Raw genomic sequence first — 18,193 nt, forward strand, 5'->3', positions numbered from 1 at the left:
GCCGATGCCACCAGAACGCACGGTGAAATCGGCGCGCCGGGCGCTTGAGATCCTTGATCTCTATGAGAAGCTACGTCGGCCAGCGGGAGTCGGTGAGATCGCCGCGACGCTCGGCTACCCGCAGTCGAGCACGTCGTTTCTGATGAACGACCTGCGACGCACGGGATATCTGAACTACGACACCGAGACGCGCCGCTTCGCGCCGACCATGCGCGTGGCTCTGCTCGGCGGATGGATCCACGCCGGCACCCTCGGCCGCAACGAGATCTTCGGAATGCTGGCGCGGCTTCGCGAGCTGACACGCATGACGACGATGCTCGCCACGCAGAACGGTGTCGAGCTGCAGTATATGTATGTCATCGAGGCGCGCCGATCGTTGACCAAACTGCCGCTGCGGCCAGGAGTGTCACGGCCGATCTGCCGCACTGCCGGCGGCCTGGTGCTGCTGGCCGAGCGAACCGATGCGGAGATCGGCCGCATCGTGCGACTGATCAACGCCACCGCCGCCGGCCCGCAGGAAGATGTCGAGCACGTCCTGCGCCATGTCGGCCGAACCCGTCGCGAAGGCTACGGCTGGATTACGGGCGGCGTGTTCCGCAACATAGGCTCGGTCGCCGTACGGCTGCCGTTCAACGACATTCTAAACAAGCCGCTGGTGCTCTCTGTAGCGGGGTCAGCGCGCCGTATCCGCGCAGAGCATCGGCGCCTCGCCGACCTGCTGCGCAAGCAGGTCGCCTTGCACTGCGAGGCCATGCCTGACGTGTAACCGGAAGCCTCCCCGAATCTTCAACCTGAGCCCGACACGCTCAGTATTGCATATGCAATATCGCGCGTGAGGGGTGTCGCTGCCGTTCAGTCCACCATCGACGGGTGCTAACACGATCCGCCGACCGAGGGAGGAACGGACATGAACGCCATCGCCTACGAGTACCCGGAAGATGTGCGCGCCGTGCGCGATGGCATCGAAGGCTTCCTGCATGCGGAAGTCTTCACGCGACACGAGCGGCACGAGGCGCTGCTGGACGACGACCGCAAGCTCTACGCCGAGGATGGCCGCTTCAGCCCGGCGGTGCTCGACATCATCCGCGAGATCCGCATGGCCTCGGCCGCGGCCGGCTACTACGCCATGTGCGCACCCGAGCAGATCGGCGGTGCCGGGATGGGCCATGTCGCCTGGTTCGGCGTGTGGGAAAAGATCTTCCATGCCTGCGGCTACAAGCATTGGCTTGGCCACTACGCCGTGAGCCACTGGGCGATGGGACCAAGCCCCGTGCTCGCCAAGATGACGCCGGAAGCCAAGCGCCGGATCCTGCCCGACATGATGTCCGGCAAGACCAGCATGTGCTTCGGGCTGTCCGAGCCCGGCGCCGGCTCGGATGCAGCTCGCATCAAGACCCGCGCGGTCGCCGACGGCGAGGGCTGGCGCCTGAGCGGCGGCAAGATCTGGACGACGAACAGCCCGCATGCCGAGTTCTGCATCGTCTTCGCCGTCACTGACGCGGAGCGCGCATCGCAGGGCAAGGGCGGCATCAGCGCCTTCCTGGTGCCGACCGACGCTCCCGGTTTCAAGGTCGAGCGCATCATCAAGATGTGGGGTAGCGCCGGCGGTGACGAAGCGCTGCTGCACTTCGACGACGTGCGGATCGAGCCCTACCAGCTCGTCGGCGAGCTGCATCGCGGCTTCGCTACGGCGATGCTGGGGGTCAACCTCGGGCGCATCTACAACTCGGCCCGCGCCGTCGGCGTCTCGCGCTGGGCGCTGGAGATGGGCTTCGAGTACACCAAGGTGCGCCAGGCTTTCGGCCATCCGATAGCCGAATACCAGGGGGTCACCTTCCCGCTGGCGGAAGCGGCGATGCAGATCCACGCCGCGCACCTAATGAGCCTCAACGTCTCGCAGCTCCTCGATCGCGGCCTGCCTGCCCGCAAGGAGCTGTCGATGACCAAGGCCTTTGCCGTCCAGGCCGGCGCCAAGGCCCTGGACTCGGTGATGCAGGTACACGGCGCGATGGGCATGACCAACGAGCTGAACCTGACCGAGGCCTATGTGTCGATGCGCAAGGTGAACATCGCCGACGGCTCGAACGAGATCCTGCGCCGCGCCATCGCCCGGGCGATGCTCGACGGCGACATGGCGTTGTGACCGGTGCTGCAGGACAGGCGAGGAGATCACAGACATGCTGACGAGACGACGCCTGGCAACGCTGGCATCCGCCCTGACGCTGCCCGCCGCTGCCGCGCGCGCAGAAGAGCGCTGGCCAACGAAGCTGTTGCGTGTCCTGGTTGGATCGGCGCCGGGCAGCAGCGTCGATGCACCGGTGCGCGCCGTCTGCCAACGGCTCAGCGAGCGCTTCGGCGTGTCGATCGTCGTCGAGAACAAGGTGGGTGCTGCGGGTACGATCGCGGCGACCGAAGCGCTGCGCGCGCCGGCCGATGGCTACACGCTGCTGATCGGCACCAACGGCGAGCTGGTCAATGGCGAGTTTCTTTGGCGCAACTCGGGACGCAGCTTCCCCTATGACCCGGCCAAGGACTTCGTCCCCGTGGCCCTCGTCCAGCGCGGCGCGGGCATGCTGGTCGCGCGTCCGGGCCTGGGTATCACCTCCCTCGCCGAACTGATCGCGAAGGCCAAGGCAAACCCGGGAAAGCTCACCATCGGCTCCGGCGGTGTCGGCTCGACGGTGCATCTGGTGGCAGAGCTGTTCAACAGGGAGGCCGTAATCGACACGCTGATCGTGCACTTCCGCGGCAGCCCGCAGACTCTGATGGCCCTCCGGTCGGGTGATATCGACATGATGTTCGCCACGCCGTTCGAGATCATCGACTTCGTCAAGCAGAAGGACATGATCCCGCTGGCCGTGAGCCACACGCAGCGTATCCCGCTGTACCCGGACGTGCCTACGTTTGCCGAGCTGGGCTTGCCCAAGGTCATCAATCTGCCGTTTGTCACGTTCTGCGTGCGCAGCGGCACGCCGGATCATGTGGTGCGCGCACTCAACCAGGCCGTTATCGAGGAGATCGCCGGCGGTCCCGGCAAGCCGCCGCTCACATCGCCCGGCCGTGAATCGCCACCGCTGACGCCGGAACAGCTCGCCGCCTTCATCACCCATGAGCGCGAGCGCTGGGCCGACATCATCCTCAAGGCCAAGATCGCCACCTGACACGCAAGCCAACCGGAAATCCGGGCGCTCGCGCCCATGTCGCAGAAGCGGGGTACACGGCCATGCAGCCGCTGAAAGGCGTGCGCGTGATGGAGTTCACGCTCAACATTGCCGGCTCCCAGGCGGGACAGATCCTCGCCGCCCTGGGAGCCGAGGTAATCAAGATCGAGCGCCCCGACGGTGGTGATGACTGCCGCGCCTGGGGTCCTCCCTTCGCCCGCGGCGCCAGCATGATGTTCAACACCATGAATCGCGGCAAGAAGAGCATCCGGCTCGACCTCAAGAACGCTGAAGCCGTCGCCTGGGTCAGGCAGCAGCTCGCCAAACACGACGTGCTGATAGAGAACATGCGCCCCGGTGCCATGGAAGCCGCCGGTCTGGGCGCTGCCGCGTTGCGCGCCGAGCACCCACATCTCGTCTACTGCTCGCTGTCGGCCTTCGGCTCGCGCGGCCCGCTGCAGGGGAGTCCGGGCTACGAGGAAGTCGTCCAAGCATTTTCGGGTCTCTTCAGCGTCAATGGCGACGAGGCCTCGCCGCCGGCACGCATCGGCACCTCGGTGCTGGATCTTGGCACCGGGATCTGGGCGGCGCTCGGCTGCCTTTCGGCACTGATGGAACGACACCGCACCGGGCAGGGCTGCCTCGTGGAGGGTTCGCTGCTGGAGACCGCGCTCGGCTGGCTTGCCCTTCCGCTTGCCACCTATGCCGCGTCGGGCGAATTGCCGCGCCGCTCCCGGTCAGGGAGCGCCAAGGTGGTGGTCTATCGCTGCTTCGACGCCCAGGATGGCGAGATCATGATCGCCGGCGCCAATGACCGCCTGTTCGCCAAGCTGGCGCGCGCGCTTGGCCATCCCGAGTGGGCTGGCGACGAACGCTTCCGCACCGCGCGCGGCCGCAGCGCAAACCGCGAGATGCTGAACGGCATGATCGAACCGCTTGTCCGCAGCGCAACGCGCGCGCAGTGGATGGCTCGCCTGGCGGCTGCCGGCGTCCCGTGCGCACCGGTCAACACGCTTCCGGACGTGCTTGACCACCCGCAGGTCCAGGCGCTGGATATCTTCGACAGGGTCGAAGGCTCCGACGCCCGCCTCGTTCGCCTGCCGGTGTCGTTCGATGGCCTGCGCCCGCGCGCAGCGCGACCGGCGCCGATGCTTGGTGAGCATGATCCCGATCGACCTGTCGCAGGCGCAGCCGCGCGAACCGCCACCGAGTGAGGATGACGATGCAGCTCACGCACATTCGCTTCGAGGTCGCCGACGAGATCGCCACCATCACGCTCAACCGTCCCGATGCGCGCAATGCGCTGTCGACGGAGATGCGCCAGGACCTCGACCAGGTGCTCGCCCTGCTCAAGGAGCAGGCCGGCAGGCAGGTCAAGGCGGCGATCATCACCGGTGCCGGCGGCAACTTTTCGGCCGGCGGCGACGTCAAGCGCATGCGCGCGCAGGAGGAACCGCCTCTGGAGATGCGCAAGCGCATGCGCGATGCCCACAATCGCCTGCATGACCTCGTCAATCTCGAGCTGCCGGTGATCGTCGCCGTCGATGGCGCTGCGGCCGGCGCGGGATGCAACCTTGCCCTGGCGGGTGACTTCATCCTGGCCACGCCGCGCGCCTTCTTCCTGCAGGCCTTCGGCCGTATCGGCCTGGTGCCGGATTGGTCCGGGCTGTTCCTGCTGCCGCGCATCGTCGGCCTGCAGAAGGCCAAGGAACTGATCTTCAGCGCCCGCCGGCTGCCCGCCGCGGAAGCCAAGGAGCTCGGAATCGTCTACGCCATCCATTCCCCTGAAACCCTGATGGCCGAGGCGCGCAAGCTCGCCGGCCGGTTCCGCCATGCGTCAACGGCTGCAATCGCCATGTCGAAAACGATCCTCAACCACTCCTTCGAACTCGACCTGCACGCGGTTCTGGAGATGGAGGCCACCAGCCAGGCGATCGCCCGCAACACCGATTATCACCGCCAGGCCGTGGCGCGGTTCAGCAACAGGCAACCCAGCCTGTTCGACTGGGAAGCGATGGATCGCGAAAACTGACCAACCCGCGGCTTGATCGGGATGCAGCACTTCCAGAGCGGCGCTGCCCCGCGCCCGCTCCGCCGCGACTTCACGTCCGGCGGCCGGCCTGCAGATCGTCGGCCCCAAGTACAGCGAACGCCTGATCCTGCGCGCCGCCGCGGCGTACGAAGCGGCCTCGCTGGCATCATCGTGGCCCACGCCGGCGCTGGCGGCGTCGCTGGTGACGATGACGTCGGCATAGCCTGGAGCGCGGGCGCTCCGCCCACTCATATCGTGTCAGGCAAAAGCAAGCCTTCGCCATGAAGGCGGGCGGGACGCCCGCGCTCCCGGGCGCATGCAGACAACGAACCCGGTAACGTGCAAGCGGCCGCTTCCGCATGGGAGGGTTGTCGGCTGCGATCGTGAAGGGAAGCGGCTGGATTGTACAATCTGCTTCGTGCCGGCGGGCTCATCTCGCCGGCACAGGGTTGTTGCGTTCACTGGTCAAGGGAGGACCGATGTTCACTCACATTTTTGTCGGCGCGGACGACGTCGCCGCATCGAAAAAGTTCTACGACGCGGCGCTCGGCGCCATTGGCGTCCCGGAGGGTAAGGCCGATCCGAGGGGGCGGGTCTTCTATCGCACCCAGAGCGGCACGTTCGGCATCACGAAGCCGATCGATGGCAAGGCAACGACACATGCCAATGGCGGCACCATCGGCTTCGCCTGCGACAGCCCTGAAAAGGTGCAGGCTTTCCACGATGCGGGGGTCGCAAACGGCGGCAAGAGCATCGAGGATCCGCCCGGCCTGCGCGAAGGTGGTGGCGCGAAGCTCTACATTGCCTATCTGCGCGATCCTTGCGGCAACAAGATCTGCGCGTTGCACCGCGCCAAGGCCTAGGCGCCGTTTCCGACATAACAAGAGCAGCCTGCAGCGCGCGGCGCTGCAGGCTGCGTTGCCCAACAATGCGGACTTGGCGATGACATGAGCGGGCCGGAGGCCCGCGCTCCCAGGGGACGACCACCTGAGCATCCCTGGCAGCGCGGGCGTCCCGCCCGCAGTTTGCGGAGCGCTGGAGGCCGCCCGCGATCCGGGTTCAACCGGGCAGCTTGATCGGGATGCGGCCCTTCCACAGCGGTGCCGAGGCTGTCTCGCCGTACTGGTGGAACATCAGGTTGAAGGCGATCGACACGCGCTCCGCGTTGGAGGCATTCACCGGCACCTGGTGCACCAGCCAGCCCGGAAACAGCACCAACCGCCCGTCACGGGCTTCGATGGTCACGCTGTTGCCGTTGAGCAGGTTGAACTCTTCCGGCTGCGGCATCAGCACCGAAGCCTGCGCACGGGGATCGAGGAACTCGATGCGGTCGGCGCCCTGCGGGATGGACACGTAGTAGACGCCGCTCAGGAAATTGTTGGGATGGCTGTGGCTGGAGTTCACGCCGCCGGGCGGATTGATGTTGGCCCAACAGCCGGTGACGAACATCGTGTACTTTGCCAGGTGCATCGAGCGCAGGGCGCCGCGCGCGGCCGTCTCGATCAGGCCGACGAACTCGGCGAATTGCGGCAGCTTGTGAATCACTGGATCGGTCTGCCAGTTGGTGCCTCTGGGGATGTCCGGCCGCGGTGTCGCCAGTGCCGTGATCTCGGCCATCAGCTTGCCGTTGAGCGCCCGGGCCGCGTCCGGCTTCAGGTCGACGATCCATATCGGCGTCGGGAAGACCTGTCGCATCTCGGTGCGTTCGATGGTCATGGCGCGTCCTGTTCGGCCTTGCGGGTCGCGACGTTACCCTTCCACATCGGGGCGCTCAGCGTCTCGGTGTAGTGCGGGATCATGAAATTGAACGCGATGCTGATGCGCTCCAGTTCGCTCTGGTTCGACACGACGTGATGCTGCAGCCACGACGGAAACAGCACGATACGGCCGTCCTGCACCTTCACCGACAGGCTGTTGGTGTTGCGGGCGTTGAACTGCGTCGGCCGCGGCATCAGCACGTGCGCCTGCGGCCGCGGATCGGACACCACGATCTCGGCCGCATCCGGCCCGGATTGTATGTAGTAGGTACCGCTCAGCAGGTTGTTGGGGTGCGTGTGGCGCGGATGATGGGCGCCGGGCGGATTGATGTTGGCCCAGCAGCCGGTGATCACCAGCGGATGCGCCTCCAGGCCCCACCAGCGCAGGGCGCCGCGCGCGGCCATGGTCACGACCTCGCACAGCCGGGCGAACTTGGGGCTTTCGTGCAGATCCTGCGCCGTCTGCCAGTTGGCGCCCTTGGGGATCGTTGGGCGCGGCGTGAGAAGGCGTTCGATCTCCGCGCGCAGCGCATCGTTGAGCGGCCGGTACGTCGTGGGATCGAGGTCGACGATCCACAGCGGCGTCGGAAAGATCTCCTGCACCTCGACCTTGCTGATCTTCGGCTGCTCACCCGCCATGCACCTGCACTCCCGTCCGTCCGCGGGCGCAGTATAGCGAAGCACCGCTGTCATTCCGAGCGCAGCGAAGACTCTTTTGGTGGTCTGCGGACCGGCCGCATCGACAGATCCTTCGCTGCGCTCGGGATGACAGCGCGCCTCAGGACATCGCGTCCAGCAACACCTCGACGTGGCGGGCACCTTGCCCGGCGTCGGCTAGCGCAAAGGCCGCGGCGACGTAGTGATCGGGGCGCAGCAGCAGGGCGTGATCGGGATAGTCGGCGAGCGTGGTGGCGAACGAGTCGTCGTCCTCGGCGACGGCCTCGTCAGGAACGGTCGTGGTCCCGGCGGGCAGGACGGCAAGGCGGCCGGCGCCCAGGCGGTCCCACACGGGGTGCCGTAAAGCGGCGAACGCCGCGGCCGGTGATGCGGTGCGGACCACCAGCATGAAGCGGTTGCCCAGCACGGTGTCGAGACGCACACGCTCGCCCTGCTGCGTGCGCACGAAGGGCTGCGGGAAGAGCCGACCCACCAAGGTACGCCGCGCGCTTCGGCCATCGGGCACCACGAAGCCGGCGGCGAAGCGCGGCTTGGGTTTGTACTTCATCTGCGCAACGTAGTCGTGCGCCGGTGGGCAGGCCTTGAGCGCGAGGAAGCCGGTCTGCACCAGGAAGCCCGACAGCCAGCGCCGCGGCGCCATGATGCGCCCCATGCGCAAGGCCAGCCGGATCATCTCCCAGACATGGGCCATGCGCTCACGCTCGTAGCTGTCGAGCAGCCGCGAACCGACCTGGCCCCGGACCACTGCCGCCAGTTTCCAGGCAAGATTGTGCGCATCGCGGATGCCGCTGTTCATGCCCTGGCCGGCGAACGGCGGCGTCAGATGCGCGGCATCGCCGGCCAGCAGCACTCGGCCCGTGGACCAGCGCGGCGCGACGCGGGCGTGGAAGCGATAGACGACCTGGCGGCGGATGGTCGCTTGCGGATCGGCGCCGTGCGTGTCGAGCAGGTGGCGGATCATCGTCGGCTGCAGCAGATCGGCGTCCGCCTCGCCGGGCAGCAGCTTGAATTCGAAGCGCCGCGTGCGGTCGGGGCCGGGCAAGGTGATGCAGGGCCGCCGCCGGTCGCAGAACACCTCGGTATGCTTGATGCGATTGCCGTGGTTCTCCAGATCGACGATCAGCCAGCGCTCGTCGAATGTGGTGCCGGTGAGCGCGATACCCAGCTGCTCGCGCACCGTGCTCGCGGCGCCATCGCAACCAACAAGATAGCCACCCATCACCGTGCGCGCCTCGCCCCGTGGCCCGGTCAGATGCAACAGCACGCCGTGCGGCTGTGGTTCATGTCGCTCCAGGCGCCAGCCATACAGCGTGGTGACGTGATCGAAGCGATGCAGCGCCTGGCGCAGCTGCTGCTCCAGCACCGGCTGGCGGAAGGCGTTGCGCCGGGGATAGCCGTAGGGCGTGCCGATCGGCTCGACCCGCGCGAAGCAGATGCGCCGCGGCGAGTAGTAATGCGAACCATAGCCGGCGACGACGTGCGACAAGACATCGTCGATCACGCCGGCGGCCTGCAGGGTACGCAGCGACTCATCGTCGATCGACACCGCGCGCGGCTCCTGCACCGTTGTGGTGTTGCGCTCGACGACCAGCGTGTCGATGCCGTGAACGCCCAGCAGGTTCGCCAGAACGAGCCCGGTGGGACCGCTGCCGATGATGGCGACGGCATGGTGTGACGCAATGTCATGGAGCATGAATGCCTCGCCTATTCCCTCCCCCAGCTTCGCTGGGGGAGGTGGCCGTTTCGGTGCTTCGACGCTTGGCGTCGAAGCACCTGAGCCGGAGGGGGAGCCGACGCGGTTTCCGTTACAGAGACCACGTCGGGTCCCCTCCGCCCACCGACGTTTCGACGCTGCGCGTCGAAACGTCGTATCGGGGCACCTCCCCACTGCGTGGGGAGGAAGATACGTTACACCTCGTCGGCGACGCCGTTGGTGAGGCGGCCGATGCCGGTGATCTCGACCTCGACGGTATCACCCGGCTTGAGGAAGGTGGGCGGCTCGCGCTTGAAGCCGACGCCGCCCGGCGTGCCCGTGGCGATGACATCGCCCGGCTCCAGCCGCGTGAAGGTCGAGCAGTAGGCGATCAGCCGGGGAACTGAAAAGATCAACTGATCGAGACCGGCGTCCTGGACGGTTGCGCCGTTGACCCGCGTCGTCAGACGCAACGCTGCGGGGTCGACAATCTCGTCGCGGCTCACCATGACCGGGCCGAAGGCACCGGTGCCCGGAAAGTTCTTGCCAGGCGTGAACTGGTGGGTGTGGCGCTGCCAGTCGCGCACGGTGGCTTCGTTGTAGCAGGCATAGCCCGCGACATGCGCCAGCGCCTCGCTCTCGGCGATATGCCGGCCGCCGGTGCCGATGATCACAGCCAGCTCGCCTTCGTAGTCGAGCTGGTACGAGACGCGCGGCCGGATGATCGGCGCCTGGTGTCCGATCTGACTGTCGGGCAGCCGCAGGAAGATCGTCGGATGCGAGACTTCCGATCGCCCGGTCTCGCGCCGGTGGCTTTCGTAGTTGAGGCCGATGCAGATGATCTTGCCGGGGTTGGGGATCACCGGCCGCCACGTGATGGCGTCGACCGGATAGCGCCGGGCCTTGTCACGCGCATGGTGGACCGCTTGCCAGGCCTGCGCCGCGATCGCCGCACGCAGATCGGTGCACTCTGCACGAAGAAGGGCACCGACATCGGCGACCTCGTCGCCCTCGACGACGCCCCATGTCGGCTGTTCATCAACCTGAAAGCTGGCCAGTTTCATTCGGTGTTCCTGTTGGTTTGCCGTAGCGTTGGCACCGCGCTCCCTCATCCTGAGGAGCCGGCGCAGCCGGCGTCTCGAAGGATAGCTACAGTCTCGTTTGACGTTCCCGCGATTGTCGAAGCATCCGTGCGGTAGCCCACCCTTCGAGACGCTCGCTTCGCTCACTCCTCAGGGTGAGGTTAGGGCTGCTACACACCCGCAACGTTCAACTGCGCAGCAGGCCCTGGCCCCAGAGGTTCAGCGTGTGCTCCTCGTGCGGCCATGTGCCCGCCGGCCGGTCGTCGGGGACGCGCTCGAGTTCGGCGGACACCTCCAGCCAGTTGCCGTCGGGGTCGTGGAAGAAGAGGAACAGGTTGTTGCCCGGACCGTGACGCCCAGGCCCCCACTTCACGCCGATGCGCCGGGCCGCGAGGCGATCGCCCCAGTCGCGGATCGCGTTCCAGTCGGGCAGTTCATAGCAATGGTGATCGAAGCGGCTCTGCGCCGTCTGGAACACGGCGAAGCTGTGATGCTCGTCGTCGGTGCGCAGGAAACAGGTCTTTATCGTCTGGTCGGTATCGAGCACGCGGTCCGACACGCGCAAGCCCACCACGCTGTTGTAGAAATCCGCCATGCGCGCCGCATCCGCACTGCCGACCACGACATGCTGCAGGCGACCGGGCACCACGGACGACGGTGTCGACCCGGCGTTGGCGATGCCGAAGACGATCTGGTTGCCATCGGGATCACGAAAGGCAATGGCGTCGGGCGCCAACAAACGGGTGGGGGACGGTACCCGCGCCACGCCGGCCTGTTCCAGGCGCGCTGCCAATCCGTCGAGCACGGCAGCGTCGTCGACGGCATAAGCCGCGACCTGCAGCGTCTTGGGTTCGCCGGCAGCGAAGGCGAGACACCGCGCCGGGCCGCGGCATACCCAGGTTTCGCCGATCTGCCGGCACGCGCCATCGAAGACGTCGGCGTAAAACCGCGCCAGACGCTGCGGTTCAGGAGAGCCGAGCTGGAGATGGTGCAATCGCGCCCTCAGCGGTGGTGCGGCGTTCATGGCAGGTTTGCCAGGATCGTTGCCAGCGCAGCGGGGCTGGAGGCGAAAGGAGAATGTCCCGTGGTCATGGTCTCGACCTTGAACATGTTGTGCGGCGTGACGCGATCGGCATCGGCGATCATCCTGTCCTGGATGGCGGGCGCCAGTGCCCGATCGTTCAGGCATCTTATGTAAGTCCGGGCGATGCGTCCCCATCGATCCGGCGACACAGTCACCGCGGTGGTCCAGAACGACAACGGCAGGTCCGGTGTCAGCATGGCTGCATACGGAAGAAAGTTTTCGTAGGCGACGTCGTTGTAATAGGCGTCGCGCAGCTGGCGCAGATAGGCGGCATCACCGCGCGGGTTGATGCGCACGGCACCGATCGCACCCGGGTTGCCGATGAACAGGGTCTCGCCGTAGCCGGTGCGCGCCTGCGGCAGCGCGCCATAGGCCATCGGCGATCCCAGCCCGATCGGCGCAAAGGCTGCAAGATAGACCAGCCTGTCGATACGTTCCGGCACCAGTTCGGCCGCGCGGGTGATGACGGCGCCGCCGACGCTGTGGCCGACCAGCACGCACCGGCGATCGCCCTGTGCCCGCAGCGTCGTCACGACGGCTTGCGCGGCATCCTCGAGCGTGACGTCTTTGACCGGCGAGACCTCGGCCGCAAGGCGCGCGCCGTTGCCGGTGATGTACGCATCGGGGAAGCGCGCGTTAAGCCCGTGTGCCGGCAGGTCCACGGCAACGCTCCGATGGCCCAGAGCCGACAGGCGCGCCGCAACGGGTTGCCAGTGCAAGGCGTTGTGCCAAGCACCATGCACCAGCACGTAGGTCCTGTCGCCTGGCACTGGGGCTGCGAGCGCCGGCCCCGCCATGGCGCCGGCGACCAGGCCGCCTTTCAGAACATCCCGACGATCGACCATGTGCTGCCTCCTACGCTGCGATGTCCGTGCCGCGCGTCTCGGGCAGGAAGAGCAGCGCGACGGTGAAGGTGATGCCGGCGACGACGATGGGGTACCACAGGCCGTAGAACATGTTGCCGGCCTCGGCGTTCATGGCGAACATCGTGGCGGGCAGCAGACCGCCGACCCAGCCGGTGCCGATCTGGTACGGCAAGGACATCGACGTGTAGCGCAGCCGGGTCGGGAACAGTTCGACCAACGCCGCGGCCGCGGGCCCCTGCACCATCTGCCCGAACATCACCAGCAGAACGAGCAGCCCGACCAGCGCGAGCGGCCGTGGCGCGAAGAGATCGGCGATGGCCGTGAGCTTCAGCGTGTCGGGATTTCCGATCGCCGGATAGCCGGCGGCGGCGATCGCCTGCGCCAGGTCCGTCACCAGATCCGGTCCAGCGAGGATCGTGCGCGCGCCGATCACGACGCTGGTCGGCGTTTCCCGCGGCACGGCCTCGTTGCGGTAGGCCACGGCGGCGCGGGCCAGCGTCGCTTTCGCCACATCGCACGGGCTGGTGAACTTGGCCGTTCCGACAGGGTTGAACTGAAAGGCGCATGTCGCGGGATCGGCGCGGACGACGGCCGCGACGGTCCGCTGCGCTGCCGCCAGGGCCGGGTTCGCGATCTGCGCCAGGGTCTGGAAGATGGTGAAGTAGCCCAGCGCCGCCAGCAGGCAGCCCGCTAGAATGAGCGGCTTGCGGCCGATGCGATCGGAGAGCCAGGCGAAGAAGACGCAGCTCGCGGCGCCGATCAGCATGGCGACGGTAAAGACCAGGTTCGCCGTGTAGCCATCGATCTTCAGCGCCGACGTCATGAACACCAGGACATAGAACGTGCCGGCGTATCCCGTGGCGGCAACGCCTGAAGTCATGCCGAACAGCGCGATCAGCGCCACGCGGGTATTCTTCCAGCGACCGAAGGCCTCGGCGATGGGTGCCTTGGACTGCCGGCCCTGCGATTTCATCTTCAGGAAGGCCGGGCTTTCGTGCAGCCGCAGGCGGATCCAGACCGAGACGACCAACAGCAGCGCCGATACCAGGAACGGCACGCGCCAGCCCCAATCGTTGAATACCGTCTCGCCCAGGGCCAGCCGCGTCAGCAGCACGACCAGCAGCGACAAGAGCAGGCTGAGCACGATGCAGGCCGGAATCCACCCGGTGTAGAAGCCGCGTCGACCGGCCGGCGCATGCTCGGCGACGTAGATGATGGCGCCGCCGAACTCGCCGCTGATGGCCAACCCCTGCACGATGCGCAGCACGACCAGGCAGATCGGCGCCGCGATTCCGATCTGTGCCGACGTCGGCAGCAACCCGACGGCGAACGTGGCGGCGCCCATGATGATCAAGGTTGCCAGGAAGATGTTCTTGCGGCCGATCAGGTCGCCGAAGCGGCCGAACACCAGCGCGCCCAGCGGACGCACGAGGAAGCCCAGGGCGAAGGTCAGCAGCGCGAAGATGTTGCGCGTGGTCTCGTCGAACTGGCCGAAGAACTTGGCGCCGATGATGGCGGCCAGCGCGCCGTACAGGAAGAAGTCATACCACTCGAAGATCGTCCCGACGCACGAGGCGACGATGACCTTGCGGTCCGCACCAGTGATCGGCCGAAAGGACGTCTCGTCCGCTGCCAGCGCGGCATTGATGTTGGCCATGGTGTTTCTCTCCTCCCTGATTTTCGCTTTGTGACCTCTCCCCACCGGAGAGAGGTCGGCGCGCCAGCGCCGGGTGAGGGGGCCGCGGCATATGCGAGGTGCCATTCATCCAGCACCGCGTGCGGCTTCGACGCCCCCTCACCCGACGAACGCTTCGCATTCGTCGACCTCTCCCCGGTGGGGAGAGGTCAGCGCCAGATGACCGCGCCGGTGGCGTCGACGCCGGCCTCGCGCGGCGGCGCCTTGCCGGCGGCCGGCGCGCCGGCCGCGGCGAGGCCTTCGATGGCGATCGCTTTGGCAGGCGCACCGCCGGTTCCAGCCACGCGCGTGCGCTTCAGGCGCTGGTTGGCCTCGGAGTGGTAGTAGCGCTCGATCGCCGCGACATCGGGAAACTCCACGATGACGATCCGTTTGGGATGCCAGTCGCCCTCGATCGGCTTGTAGTTGTTGCCGCGGACGATGAAGCGGCCGCCGGCGGCCACGACATGCTCCGTCACCTCACGCTCGTATTCCGCCAGCTTGGGCCCGTCGGCGACGTCCAGTTCGATCACGAAATAGGCCGGCATGGTGTATTCTCCTTCTATTTAGGAATGATCATTCCTTAATTTGGTAAGGCCGATCCACCCGGCCTGTCAAGCAGAGTCCGCCCCGCGAATTGTTTTTTAGGAACGCCCGGTCATGAATGCTAGGATGCCGGCCTGATGTCGGGAGTGATGCGATGACGGCCGGACGGCCCCGGGATTTCGACGAAACCCACGCGCTTGACGCCGCGATGCGCGCGTTCTGGGATCGCGGCTACCACGCCACCTCGATCGGCGAACTGGTCGATGCCACGGGCGTGCACCGCAACAGCCTCTACGCGACGTTCGGCGACAAGAAGACGTTGTTCCTCAGGGCGCTGGATGCCTACATCGACGGCGCCCTGCAGCGCTTCGAGGAGAAGCTGGCACCGCCACGCCCAGCGCTGGAAGCGTTGAAGGAAGCGCTGGTCCACTACGCACGCATCGTCGCGACACCCGCCGGGCCACGCGGCTGCTTCGTCACCAACACCACGATCGAGCTGCTGCCGCAGGACAAGGACGTGGCGGGACGCATCCGCAACGGCTTCAAGGGCATGGTGACGCTGCTGGAGACGACGATCCGGCGCGGCCAGCAGAACGGCGACATCGCCGCCGATCTCGATCCGCGGGACACGGCGCTCTATCTCTACACGTACGGCCAGGGACTGCGTGTCGTGGGACGGGTCTGGAGCATGGCCGACCTCGGCCCGACGGTCGACCTGGCGCTGCGGGGGGTGGTCTCGAACGATAAGCCTTGATCTGCTCTTCCCGCCGGGAGCGCGCCACTCCAGTGGCGCACCTCCGGCGAAAGCGAATGCTTTCGCCTTTACCCGAAGGGCCGGCTCATGACTTGGCGCTACGCGCCAATGCGCCACTGGAGTGGCGCGCTCCCGGCTTGTCGAGTGCCTGCGCATCGATCAGTGCGCCCTGGTCGACGAGGATTCGCCTGACCGCATCGGGCGCCGCCGCGCCCTGATCGGCGAAGAGCGCGGCGGCCACGCCGGCAGCCTGGCCGGTGGCGAAGGCCGTGCCCATGACGCGCAGGCTGGAACCGGCCTTGCGGTCGGCATCGGCGGCCCGTCCGGCGGCGAAGAGATTGGGCGTGTCGACGCTGATCAGGCAGCGCAGCGGGATCTCGTAGGCGCCGCCATCCGGCGGATAGATGAAGCTGCTCTCGTACGTGGCGCGATCGTGCCATTCGGCGCCCCACGCACCGAGCGCGATGCTGTCGGGCATCGCGCGGCCGTCGACGACGTCCTGCCAGCTCAGCTGGTAGACCGCATTGACGTGCCGCGATTCGCGGGTTCCGAAGTCGGGACCGGTGGAGACCAGATAGGCCTTCTCGCAGCCGGCGATACCGCGGATGACGTCGAGGTACCGCCAGGCCTGCTGGCGGCCGCGTCCCTCGGCGCGGCTGAACCCGCGTGTATCGCGCGGATCGTAATCCTCCGACGCAAGATAGCACACCAGGTCACCCGAGATCGGCAGCCGGGCAATGACGCTCCTGTCCTTGCTGAGCGGGCCGACGCCGCGCTCGCGCGCCGCATGCACGGCGGCGCGGACCTGGTCGGCCGTCACGGCAACATCGCGCGGGATGCCGCCGAATCGCGTCCCCAGAGTCGCCAGGTTGACCTCGCCATGGTTACCGTAGCGCGTCGAGGCACCGGCGAACCAGGCGAGATCGCCGTCGCCGCTGGCATCGACGAAGGCCTTGGCCCTGACCCGATGCTGGCCGACGTGATCCTGGTAGGAAACGTCGACGACGCGATCTTCCTGCCGGGTCGCGGCACTGACGAACGCGTGCAGGAAAACCGCGACACCCGCCTCCAGGCACAGATCGTCAAGGACGCGTTTCACCGCTTCGGGGTCGAAGACGACGAAGACGCCGCGATGGCGCTGCGGCGGGGTGACGGCTTCCATCTGCCGCAGCCGTGCCAGCACGTCGTCGGCGACGCCGGCCACCGCCTGCCGCGGGTGTTCGCCCAGCGTGTAGAGACCGCAGTAGGTCAGCACGTTACGCATGGTCGAGGCGCCGCCGAGGCAGCCGGCCTGCTCGATCAACGCCGTGCGTGCGCCGGTGCGTGCCGCGGCGACCGCGGCCGCGACACCCGCACTGCCGCCACCCACGACGACCACATCGAACTCTTCGACATCTTTCATGGTGCGTCCGATATTCAGGAACGATCAGTCACGAATGACTACCCGATGCGCCATCCGCGGTCAATCATGCGTCGTCGCGCAACGTCCGGCGCATCAGCACGCGACGCCAGACGGGATGGCCCAGGCGGCGCTCGGTGGCGCGCACATCGCGCAGCGCACGCGTGTAGTCGCCCAACGGTATCGCCGCGAAGCCGCGCCTGGCGTAGTATGGCGCATTCCAAGGTACGCCCGTGTATGTCGACAGCAGCACTGTGCGATGTCCCGCCGCGCGCGCCGCATCACAGACCGTCGCGATCAGGGCCGAGCCGACGCCGCGGCCGGCGGCCTGCGGCAGTACCGACAACTGGTGCAGGTAGGCCTCGCCGCCCACGGTCGTCAGCAGGGCAAACCCCAGCGCGCGGTTGGCAGCGCCGGTCGCCACCCACAGCCAGCCACGCCGCCGCGCCTGTTCCAGCGCGCGCAGTGCCGCCGGCTGCATGGCCAGCACCCAGGGCATCGCGATGCGCCGGAACATCAGGTCCGCCGTGTTCTCGATGTGCTGGATCGCCCGCAGTTCGTCGCGGCGCGCCAGCCGGATGGAAAACGTGTGGTACATGATGGCGGAACGGCTTCACCGCAGAGGCACAGGGAAGGCACAGAGGGAAAGAGAAACAGCGCGCCAAAGGCACGCTCAAGACTTTCTCTCTGTGCTCGTCTGAACTACTGACGTCAAGAATCGTCGCAGGCCTCAACGGATCCCTTGCGCTGGCCCAGTGAAGGCGTCGCTGGCGACGGCTGGGACCGCGCCGCTCCAGCGGCGCTCATGATCCGGCGCTGCGCGCCGGGGCGTCGCTGGAGCGACGCGGTCCGACCCGTCACCAGCACCATCTACGCTTTGGTTGCGGCCAACAGCTGCGCTGTGCCCCTGTGGTGATTCTTTCTCAGTATTCCGTGGTCTCGTCTTCGAGCTTCTTGCGCCTGGTCACGTTGAAGCGGCCGTCATAGATCGGCGCCTGGCGTGTCGAGGGCCCCATGTACTGGACATAGAGGATCGTGCCGCCGGTGTCGGTGACCAGGTCATGCTCGAAATGCGGGTCGGGATGGAAGATCATGGTTCCCTTCCCGTAGGTCTTGCCGCCGATCCTGAATTCGCCGTCGAGCACGTACCAGATCTGCGCAAAGTAGTGGCTGTGCACCGGATGGCTGGAACCGGGTTCGTAGTGCACCAGGCCGGCATTGGGCACCGTGGGGTCATCCGCGGTCGGGTGGAAGAGCATCTTGCTCGTCTGGCCTTCGTAGCGCAGCAGCGTCCAATCGTGGTCGTCGGGGTGTTCGACCCGCATTGCCTGGTGCGCTGCCGTCAGCGGCGCGCCCTTCTCGGCCGAAACGGTCTCGTTCGTGATCGGATCGATCCGTGTGGACTGTGTCGACATGGAACCTCCCTGTGATGTCCAAAGCTACGGCATCGCCGTTCGCGCCGCCAC

Annotated in this window: 18 protein-coding genes; 7 read left to right on the forward strand and 11 right to left on the reverse strand. The window is 66.9% G+C overall.

The window, feature by feature from the left end; genetic code table 11:
• Window positions 1-4 precede the first annotated feature (4 nt).
• The 6 genes from FQU96_RS22275 to FQU96_RS22300 all read left to right on the forward strand — a co-directional run bounded on the left by FQU96_RS22275 (window position 5) and on the right by FQU96_RS22300 (window position 6,056).
• Entirely contained in the window at window positions 5-766 is a 762-nt protein-coding gene (locus FQU96_RS22275) for an IclR family transcriptional regulator (RefSeq protein ID WP_146543545.1), read from the forward strand.
• A 141-nt stretch (window positions 767-907) separates the two neighbouring features.
• Window positions 908-2,143: an acyl-CoA dehydrogenase family protein gene (locus tag FQU96_RS22280; RefSeq protein ID WP_146543546.1), complete on the forward strand. Its 1,236-nt coding sequence runs from the start codon at window positions 908-910 to the stop codon at window positions 2,141-2,143.
• A 34-nt stretch (window positions 2,144-2,177) separates the two neighbouring features.
• Window positions 2,178-3,161, forward strand: coding sequence for a tripartite tricarboxylate transporter substrate binding protein (locus FQU96_RS22285; protein WP_146543547.1), 984 nt, complete (start codon window positions 2,178-2,180; stop codon window positions 3,159-3,161).
• 62 nt (window positions 3,162-3,223) lie between these two features.
• Window positions 3,224-4,375: a CaiB/BaiF CoA-transferase family protein gene (locus FQU96_RS22290; RefSeq protein WP_146543548.1), complete on the forward strand. Its 1,152-nt coding sequence runs from the start codon at window positions 3,224-3,226 to the stop codon at window positions 4,373-4,375.
• Window positions 4,376-4,383: 8 nt separating this feature from the next.
• Window positions 4,384-5,193, forward strand: coding sequence for an enoyl-CoA hydratase/isomerase family protein (locus tag FQU96_RS22295; protein ID WP_146543549.1), 810 nt, complete (start codon window positions 4,384-4,386; stop codon window positions 5,191-5,193).
• Between the two features lie 479 nt (window positions 5,194-5,672).
• Window positions 5,673-6,056, forward strand: a complete 384-nt coding sequence (locus tag FQU96_RS22300; protein ID WP_146543679.1) for a VOC family protein — start codon at window positions 5,673-5,675, stop codon at window positions 6,054-6,056.
• Between the two features lie 196 nt (window positions 6,057-6,252).
• Here the strand turns inward: FQU96_RS22300 and FQU96_RS22305 are convergent, their stop codons facing one another.
• The 8 genes from FQU96_RS22305 to FQU96_RS22340 all read right to left on the reverse strand — a co-directional run bounded on the left by FQU96_RS22305 (window position 6,253) and on the right by FQU96_RS22340 (window position 14,576).
• On the reverse strand, window positions 6,253-6,909 hold the full coding sequence (locus tag FQU96_RS22305; protein ID WP_146543550.1) for a TIGR02466 family protein: 657 nt from the start codon (window positions 6,907-6,909) through the stop codon (window positions 6,253-6,255).
• Window positions 6,906-7,589, reverse strand: coding sequence for a TIGR02466 family protein (locus tag FQU96_RS22310; RefSeq protein WP_178130649.1), 684 nt, complete (start codon window positions 7,587-7,589; stop codon window positions 6,906-6,908). The genes FQU96_RS22305 and FQU96_RS22310 overlap by 4 nt, the downstream gene beginning before the upstream one ends.
• A gap of 139 nt (window positions 7,590-7,728) precedes the next feature.
• Entirely contained in the window at window positions 7,729-9,321 is a 1,593-nt protein-coding gene (locus FQU96_RS22315) for a bifunctional 3-(3-hydroxy-phenyl)propionate/3-hydroxycinnamic acid hydroxylase (RefSeq protein WP_146543552.1), read from the reverse strand.
• A 215-nt stretch (window positions 9,322-9,536) separates the two neighbouring features.
• A complete protein-coding gene (locus FQU96_RS22320) occupies window positions 9,537-10,385 on the reverse strand; it encodes a fumarylacetoacetate hydrolase family protein (protein WP_146543553.1) in 849 nt (282 codons plus the stop codon).
• A gap of 205 nt (window positions 10,386-10,590) precedes the next feature.
• Window positions 10,591-11,427, reverse strand: coding sequence for a VOC family protein (locus tag FQU96_RS22325; RefSeq protein ID WP_146543554.1), 837 nt, complete (start codon window positions 11,425-11,427; stop codon window positions 10,591-10,593).
• A complete protein-coding gene (locus FQU96_RS22330; protein ID WP_146543555.1) occupies window positions 11,424-12,332 on the reverse strand; it encodes an alpha/beta hydrolase in 909 nt (302 codons plus the stop codon). The genes FQU96_RS22325 and FQU96_RS22330 overlap by 4 nt, the downstream gene beginning before the upstream one ends.
• Window positions 12,333-12,342: 10 nt before the next feature.
• Window positions 12,343-14,010 (reverse strand): MFS transporter, encoded by a 1,668-nt coding sequence (locus FQU96_RS22335; protein WP_146543556.1) that lies wholly within the window; start codon window positions 14,008-14,010, stop codon window positions 12,343-12,345.
• A gap of 188 nt (window positions 14,011-14,198) precedes the next feature.
• On the reverse strand, window positions 14,199-14,576 hold the full coding sequence (locus tag FQU96_RS22340; RefSeq protein ID WP_146543557.1) for a DUF1330 domain-containing protein: 378 nt from the start codon (window positions 14,574-14,576) through the stop codon (window positions 14,199-14,201).
• Between the two features lie 152 nt (window positions 14,577-14,728).
• On the opposite strand from FQU96_RS22340, the gene FQU96_RS22345 reads away from it, so the two are divergent.
• Window positions 14,729-15,328, forward strand: coding sequence for a TetR/AcrR family transcriptional regulator (locus FQU96_RS22345; protein WP_178130650.1), 600 nt, complete (start codon window positions 14,729-14,731; stop codon window positions 15,326-15,328).
• A gap of 85 nt (window positions 15,329-15,413) precedes the next feature.
• Here the strand turns inward: FQU96_RS22345 and FQU96_RS22350 are convergent, their stop codons facing one another.
• The 3 genes from FQU96_RS22350 to FQU96_RS22360 all read right to left on the reverse strand — a co-directional run bounded on the left by FQU96_RS22350 (window position 15,414) and on the right by FQU96_RS22360 (window position 18,142).
• On the reverse strand, window positions 15,414-16,730 hold the full coding sequence (locus tag FQU96_RS22350; protein ID WP_146543559.1) for an FAD-dependent oxidoreductase: 1,317 nt from the start codon (window positions 16,728-16,730) through the stop codon (window positions 15,414-15,416).
• Window positions 16,731-16,794: 64 nt separating this feature from the next.
• Window positions 16,795-17,325, reverse strand: a complete 531-nt coding sequence (locus FQU96_RS22355) for a GNAT family N-acetyltransferase (protein ID WP_146543560.1) — start codon at window positions 17,323-17,325, stop codon at window positions 16,795-16,797.
• A gap of 325 nt (window positions 17,326-17,650) precedes the next feature.
• Entirely contained in the window at window positions 17,651-18,142 is a 492-nt protein-coding gene (locus FQU96_RS22360) for a cupin domain-containing protein (protein WP_146543561.1), read from the reverse strand.
• Window positions 18,143-18,193 lie beyond the last annotated feature (51 nt).

The sequence above is a fragment of the Reyranella sp. CPCC 100927 genome (assembly GCF_007859315.1).
Lineage (GTDB): Bacteria > Pseudomonadota > Alphaproteobacteria > Reyranellales > Reyranellaceae > Vineibacter.